Source organism: Pseudomonas sp. P5_A12, assembly GCF_056400685.1.
This window is the reverse complement of sequence record NZ_JBFUKU010000266.1, coordinates 1-7,115: the sequence shown is the minus strand read 5'-3', so window position 1 is coordinate 7,115 and position 7,115 is coordinate 1. Positions and strand designations below refer to the sequence as shown.

General features: G+C 57.1%; 9 protein-coding genes. 8 read left to right on the top strand and 1 reads right to left on the bottom strand.

What is annotated here, in order from left to right:
* Window positions 1-433, bottom strand: a 433-nt coding sequence (locus tag AC1DSG_RS24810) for an AraC family transcriptional regulator (RefSeq protein ID WP_477793259.1), incomplete at its 3' end; no start/stop codon positions are given.
* A gap of 100 nt (window positions 434-533) precedes the next feature.
* On the opposite strand from AC1DSG_RS24810, the gene AC1DSG_RS24805 reads away from it, so the two are divergent.
* The 8 genes from AC1DSG_RS24805 to AC1DSG_RS24770 all read left to right on the top strand — a co-directional run.
* Window positions 534-1,607: a fatty acid desaturase gene (locus AC1DSG_RS24805; protein ID WP_477793258.1), complete on the top strand. Its 1,074-nt coding sequence runs from the start codon at window positions 534-536 to the stop codon at window positions 1,605-1,607.
* Between the two features lie 404 nt (window positions 1,608-2,011).
* Window positions 2,012-2,335, top strand: coding sequence for a hypothetical protein (locus AC1DSG_RS24800; protein WP_477793257.1), 324 nt, complete (start codon window positions 2,012-2,014; stop codon window positions 2,333-2,335).
* 184 nt (window positions 2,336-2,519) lie between these two features.
* A complete protein-coding gene (locus AC1DSG_RS24795) occupies window positions 2,520-3,101 on the top strand; it encodes an alpha/beta hydrolase (RefSeq protein ID WP_477793256.1) in 582 nt (193 codons plus the stop codon).
* A gap of 57 nt (window positions 3,102-3,158) precedes the next feature.
* Window positions 3,159-4,094 carry a sigma 54-interacting transcriptional regulator gene (locus tag AC1DSG_RS24790; protein ID WP_477793255.1) on the top strand — a complete coding sequence of 312 codons (936 nt, stop codon included), beginning with the start codon at window positions 3,159-3,161 and terminating at the stop codon, window positions 4,092-4,094.
* Window positions 4,095-4,252: 158 nt separating this feature from the next.
* Complete coding sequence (locus AC1DSG_RS24785) at window positions 4,253-5,035, top strand: MetQ/NlpA family ABC transporter substrate-binding protein (RefSeq protein ID WP_477793254.1); 783 nt, start codon at window positions 4,253-4,255, stop codon at window positions 5,033-5,035.
* Between the two features lie 546 nt (window positions 5,036-5,581).
* Window positions 5,582-6,247 (top strand): amino acid ABC transporter permease, encoded by a 666-nt coding sequence (locus tag AC1DSG_RS24780; RefSeq protein ID WP_477793253.1) that lies wholly within the window; start codon window positions 5,582-5,584, stop codon window positions 6,245-6,247.
* Window positions 6,228-6,887 (top strand): amino acid ABC transporter permease, encoded by a 660-nt coding sequence (locus AC1DSG_RS24775; RefSeq protein ID WP_477793252.1) that lies wholly within the window; start codon window positions 6,228-6,230, stop codon window positions 6,885-6,887. The genes AC1DSG_RS24780 and AC1DSG_RS24775 overlap by 20 nt, the downstream gene beginning before the upstream one ends.
* On the top strand, window positions 6,884-7,115 hold a 232-nt coding region (locus AC1DSG_RS24770; RefSeq protein WP_477793251.1), incomplete at its 3' end, for an ATP-binding cassette domain-containing protein. The genes AC1DSG_RS24775 and AC1DSG_RS24770, both read left to right, overlap by 4 nt.

Here is a 7,115-nt window from a genome sequence, read left to right as displayed (position 1 = left end):
CTGTGAAGGCGTCGATGGCTTCGAACGCCGGCGCAGGGTTGCCGGCAGGGATTTTCAGGCGAAAGCGGTAGCGATCCTCGGCGCGGGTCAGCTCCAGTTCCAGGGCATCGCTGACCACCTGGTGATACCGCACGATGCGTTCGAACACCTCGCGCAAACTGCCGCTGGCCACCAGCGCATAACCGAGCGCATGAAACGTGGTGGGACTGACGAAGCGCGATACGCGCAGACCAATCGCCGGATCGCCACTGACTTGCACGGCGATTTCCCACAGGCGCGTGGTACCGGACAACGGGTAACGGGCGTTCGGGTCGTCCATCAATTGCGGATCAAGCCCCGCCTGGTGGCACAGGGCTGTGCTGTCGAGGCCCAGGGCATCGAGTTGTTTGCGCAGGGCGCGGGTCCAGCTGGCGAGGGAGGTTGGTTCAGTCATGCTGATTGGCGCTTCCGGTCAACAGGTTGGCGTTCACGGCTACCACTGAGTAAACATTCACAGGGCAGGATGCGAACATCAATAACCAGAGGATGGAAGCATGCATGGTACTTCTGCAAGTCCCCAGCGACTGAATGCAGCACAGCGATCAGCACATATTCGTGAAGTGGTGCTGGCCAAGGGCGTTGAATTGCGCCAACGCTACCCGATTCTCAAGCATCAGGACGCCCTCGGCGCAGGTATTTTGGCCTTCGCCCTGGCCGGAATGATCGGTTCGGCGGCGCTGTACATAACCGGGTACATGGCCTGGTGGGTGTGCCTGTTGCTCAACGCGTTTTTCGCCTCGTTGACCCACGAACTGGAACACGACTTGATACATAGCATGTACTTTCGTAAACAGCGCGTGCCGCACAACCTGATGATGGGGCTGGTGTGGCTGGCGCGGCCGAGCACGATCAATCCATGGATCCGCCGCCATCTGCACCTTAATCACCACAAGGTTTCCGGCACTGAAACCGACATGGAAGAGCGCGCCATCACCAACGGCGAGCCTTGGGGGCTTGCGCGGTTGCTGATGGTCGGCGACAACATGATGTCCTCATTCATCCGCATGCTGCGGGCCAAGACCTGGGCTCACAGATTGAGCATCATCCAGCGCACAGTGAAGGTCTACGCACCGCTCGCGCTGGTGCATTGGGGGGCGTGGTACATGTTCCTCGGCTTCCATGCGGCTAACGGCATCGCATCTCTGACGGGCGCGCCGATTGAGTGGTCGACGACCACCTTGTCGGTGATGCAGGTGATCGACATCGCGGCGGTGGTGATCATCGGCCCGAACGTGTTGCGTACGTTCTGCCTGCACTTCATCAGCTCGAACATGCACTACTACGGCGACGTGGAACCCGGGAACGTGATCCAACAGACCCAGGTGCTGAACTCTCCGTGGATGTGGCCGTTGCAGGCGTTCTGCTTCAACTTCGGCAGCAGCCACGGCATCCATCACTTTGTGGTGAAGGAACCGTTTTACATCCGCCAGATGACCGTGCCGGTGGCGCATAAAGTGATGCGTGAGATGGGCGTGCGGTTCAATGATTTCGGCACGTTTAGCCGGGCTAACCGGTTTGTTCGCAAAGACGCTGCGCAACCTCAGGAGGCTCGTGTCGCTCAGGTGTGATGGATGAAATGGGAAACTCAATCTCGAAATAAGCGATGACAAAGGCGCTCGTCATCAATCTGACCCAAAGAGGCGATACGTTAAAGCGCAAGGCAGGGCGGTTAACGTTTCGCTGATCGTCATATGCGTTTTTGATCTTATAAAGTAATTAAATATTCCTTTATAAGATAAACGTTTCAATCAATCATCGCTTCACAGATTTTGAGTTTCAGGGGCCGTCTCCTTGGCAGGGTGCGGCCCTTTTTTTATTCCCATAACGCTCCTGGCTTATCTGGCTAATCGCTGATCTGTCTATGGACCTGTTATTTCTGACAGTAGACGAGTGGAACGGCAGCTCTACACTGACAATGTGGTCCTTGTGGGCAACCAAAGCAGGTCAGGAAACGTTTTCAGGGAGAAATCGCATGAACTATTACGCAGGCCATTACACGATGGACAGGCCAGTGGCTCATTTGGTGATAGAGGACGATGAGGCGATAGCGGGGCACCTGGATTTTGAAGATGCCCATCGCGACATCAGTGATGGGAAGGTCCGTTATCGGTGCGGCAGCAGCCTTGAATTTATGACTGTGGATGATATCCACGAGGTCAAGGAGCGGTGGTCGCTCATGTTCAGTACCAAACGCATGTCGCTTGTCGGGACATGCGAGCAGATCTTCAAGAACGGCAAAACCAACACCCGGACCGTGTTGTTTAAACGAGACGAGCCCACTGCAAAAGCGTGTTGAGTCCAGTTGACCCAGGATCATTCCTTAGCGCATCAACCCGATAGTGATCGGGTTGAATATCTGCTGCTTGAAATCTCTTGTATATTCTTTATGGGTCTTAATAAATAGCTTCTTATTCCTTAACGAATATAACTCTCCTCCCTATACTTGACCAGGAACAGACACGCAGCAGGAGAGCTCCCCCATGCGCAACGAATCCATTCGCTACCTGATTGTGCCGGGCTGGCAAGGATCGCCGGACGATCATTGGCAAAGCCACTGGCAGAACAGCTTGCCGAATAGTGCGCGGGTGGAGCAGGCGAACTGGCTGACACCGCGTCGTGAAGACTGGGTCGCGGCGCTGGCCGAGGCGATTGCCGCTGACAGCACGCCGGTGATCCTGATCGCTCACAGCTTGGGTTGCATCACCGTCGCCCATTGGGCTGCCGCTGCACCCGTGCAATTTCTGCGTCAGGTGCGCGGGGCCTTGCTGGTCGCGCCAGCGGATGTAGAGCGTCCGGCGTGTGCGCCGGCGTTGCGCAACTTTGCACCGATTCCCACCGACCTGTTGCCGTTCCCGAGTCAGATCGTCAGCTCCGACAACGACAGTGCCGTGAGTGCGCCGCGTGCACTTGAGCTGGCGCGTAACTGGGGTGCCGAGGCCGGGATTTTGTCGGGGGCCGGGCACATCAACGTCAAGTCCGGTCACCAGCGCTGGGAGCAAGGTTTTGCCTACCTCTACCGCTTGCAGAACCGCATGGAACATCACGCACTGCGACGCGCTTGAACTTTTCTTTTTTAGTGTCGCCCTCCGTCTCCCGACGGTTTTGGGCGGGAGTCTGCCATGAGCCTTGAACACTTCGGTCAGCCGTTGCTGACCTTTCCCGATGCAGAAAAAAGTCCCCTGAGCATTCGCGCCAAAGCACTGGTGTTTGTCGATCCGCGTTCCCGGCAATTGCGCAAGGACCTGGAGGAATTGGCCCCCCGCTCGATCTCGGTATTGGTTCGCGGTGAAACCGGCAGCGGCAAGGAGCTGCTTGCGCGGCACATCCACCGCGCCAGTGATCGTGGCGGGTTGTTCGTTTCGGTCAATTGCGGCGCAATTAGCCCGACCTACGCCGATGCCGAATTGTTCGGTTATGCCGCTGGCAGCTTCAGCGGATCGGCGAGCAGTCGTGCCGGTTGGTTCGGTTCGGCCAATGGCGGCACGCTCTATCTGGATGAGATCGGTGATTTGCCGCTACCCATTCAGATCAAACTGCTCGCTGCGCTGGAAAACCACGAAGTGACCCGTGTTGGCGCGCATCAACCGAGCCCGGTGGACGTGCGACTGGTCGCCGCCACCAGCATTGATCTGGCCCAGGCTGTGGCCGCCGGGAAATTCCATGAGCGGCTTTATCACTACCTCAGTGAAGGCCATCTGGAGCTGCCGGCATTGCGTGACCGCGTGGGCGATATCCTCTCGCTGGCCGAGTACTTTCTCGGCATCTACAGCCATCGCCTCGACCTGCCGGTGCCGTTGATCAGTGAAGCCGCGCAGCTAGTGCTGGAGCGGCACAGTTGGCCAGGCAATACCCGCGAGCTGGAAAACGTCATTCACTTTGCGTTGTTGGTCAGTACCGGGGACGAGATTCTGCCGGGGCATTTGAATTTGCCTGACGCGTCCGTGTCGTTGGCGCAGATCGAACAGCAGGCTGCTCAACTGATCAAAAACGGCACGCCAGCCGAGCGTTCCGAACTGAAGCGTTTGCTCGAAAGCCTGGCGCAGACGCTGGAATGATCTGCATGAACAAAATGGAATATGAAAGTGAATAAAAGATATTGTTAGGGAATAAAAAATCCCGGTATTGTCCGCATCACGCCAGCGATAGCACATCACTGGCACTTGTATTTAATGCCGTCGTCGACGACGACCGTGATTTTCGATAAGGACACTGCATGAAAAAGGTTCTGTTGTTCACCGCACTGGCGGCTGCCCTGACCGCGGGCCTGGCCCAGGCTGGCGAGAAACTGGTGGTTGCGGCGACCCCGATTCCACACGCCGAAATTCTGGAGCTGATCAAGCCAGCTCTCGCCAAAGAAGGCGTGGACCTGGAAATCAAGGTCTTCACCGACTACGTTCAGCCAAACGTACAGGTTGACCAGAAGCGTCTGGACGCCAACTACTTCCAGACCTTGCCGTACCTGAAAAGCTTCAACGAAGGCAAAGGCACGAACCTGGTGACCGTGATCGGCGTGCACGTCGAACCGTTCGGCGGCTACTCGAAGAAAGTCAAAACCCTGGCTGAGCTCAAAGACGGCGCAACCATTGCCATCCCGAACGAAGGCAGCAACAGCGGCCGTGCCCTGATCCTGCTGCAGAAGGCTGGCCTGATCGAGCTGAAAGACCCGAAAAACGCTTTGGCGACTCCAAAAGACATCGCCAAGAACCCGCACAACTTCAAGTTCAAGGAACTGGAATCGGCCATGCTCCCGCGTGTGCTGGATCAAGTGGACCTGGACATGATCAACACCAACTACGCGCTGGAAGCCGGTCTGAACCCGGCTAAAGATGCGCTGATCATCGAAGGTGCGGATTCGCCATACGTGAACTTCCTGGTGGCGCGTCCGGACAACAAGGACAGCGCGGCCATCCAGAAACTGGCCAAGGCATTGACAAGTCCTGAGGTGAAAGCCTTCATCGAGAAGAAGTACAGCGGCGCGGTTCTGCCGGCGTTCTGATTCGACGCAGCAGCAAAACCTTTCCAGGTTTCACACGCCGACGGCTAGCAATAGCGTCGGCGTGATCGTTCCCACGCTCTGCGTGGGAATGCCTCTAGGGACGCTCTGCGTCCAGTGACGCGGAGCGTCACGGGCTGTATTCCTACGCGGAGCGTGGGAACGATCAGCTCACTCRGGCCACCCCGGCCTTCAACGCCCTGCGCAACGCCACCAACAATTTCACGATCTCCTGCGGATCCAGTCGCTGCGGCACTTTTACGTCTGCCATTTTCTCTTCCTTGTGAGGTTTCAGCCGGGGGGAGTCTGGCCAAAAGCTGTGCGACCTTGGAGGGGGATTCAGAAAAAAGATCCTTCCTACAGCGCAAAGAAAAATAGTCGTCTTACGTTGCGACAGCAAATCCCCGGATAGTTTTTTGCGTGATATCAATATGCTTTAACAGTATTTAAATTCTGATTTTTATACCTTTAAAGTCGGTGTCCGCCGAGCCGTTATCCACGGTATTGGATGCAACGCCGTCGCTTACCGAGCGGCGTACAGGATGTTCAATGACTTTCGATTACGCGTTTATCCTCAGTACTCTGCCAGCGTTTCTCAAGGCCGTGGGCGTGACGCTGCAGGTCGGCTTTATCGCCATTGGCACATCGCTGCTGGTGGCGCTGCTCAACGCAACGATTCTGGTGTTTCGCACGCCTTACCTGCAGCGCTTCGTTGGCTTGTATGTGGAACTGGCGCGCAACACGCCCCTGCTGATTCAACTGTTCTTCGTCTACTTCGCTTTGCCGGCACTGGGCATCAACGTTTCAGGTTTTGCGGCGGCGATCATCACCATGACCTTTCTCGGTGGCGCTTACCTCACCGAAGTGCTGCGCGCCGGGGTGGACGCAGTGCCCCAGGCACAACTTGAATCGGGCCGTTCCATCGGCCTGTCCCATGGGCAATTGCTGCGCTACGTGATCCTGCCGCAAGCCGGCATCCTCAGCCTGCCATCGCTGTTCGCCAATTTCATTTTCCTGCTCAAGGAAACCACTGTGGTTTCGGCGGTGGCGGTGCCGGAACTTCTCTACACCACCAAAAGCTACATCGCGCTGTACTACAAAACCTACGAAATGCTCGCCGTGTTGACGCTGATTTGCGTGCTGCTGTTTTTGCCGCTGTCGCTGCTGCTCAGCCGTCTGGAAAGGAGGCTCCAGCATGGCCAGTTCGGGTCTTGAGTTGCTCTGGGTGTCGTTGCCACAACTGGGCAAGGGCGCTGCGCAAACCTTGTCGATCTCATTTCTGAGCATCGCCATCAGCACTGTGGGTGGCGTGCTGTACGGCGTGTTGCGCACGCTGAACTCAAAATGGCTGAACGCGATTCTGCGGGTGTATCTGGAGTTGTTCCGGGCGATCCCGGTGCTGGTCTGGCTGTATTTGCTGTTCTTTGGCTTGCCGATTTTTTTCGGCCTGAGCCTCCCGAGTTTCTGGTGCGCGGTACTGGTGTTGTCGCTGTGGGGCGCCAGCGAAGTCGGCGAAGTGGTGCGCGGCGCGTTGCACTCATTACCGCGCGGGCAGCGTGAGGCGGGGCTATCGATTGGCTTGGACGGACCGCAACTCTACGGCTACGTGCTGCTGCCACAGGCGTTGAAACGCATGACCCCACCAACCCTCAACGTCTACACGCGCATCATCAAAACCAGTTCACTGGCGGTGCTGATCGGCGTGGTGGACGTGATCAAGGTCGGCCAGCAAATCATCGAGCGCACTTACGAGTCGGTGCTGATCTATGGCGCCCTGTTCCTGTTTTTCTTCTTCATTTGCTACCCGCTCTCGGCCGCTTCACGCGTGCTGGAGCGGCGCTGGACACACGCATGAGCGCATTGATCGAGTTCAAGGGTATCAACAAGTTTTTCGGCGAGCAGCAAGTGTTGAACGGCATCGACTTGCAGGTGAAAACGGGTGAAGTGATCGTCATCCTCGGCCCCAGCGGTTGCGGCAAAAGTACCTTGCTGCGTTGTCTCAACGGCCTGGAAGTCGCTCACAGTGGCAGCTTGAGTTTTGCCGGCCGCGAACTGTTGGGCAAGGGCACCGACTGGCGCGAAG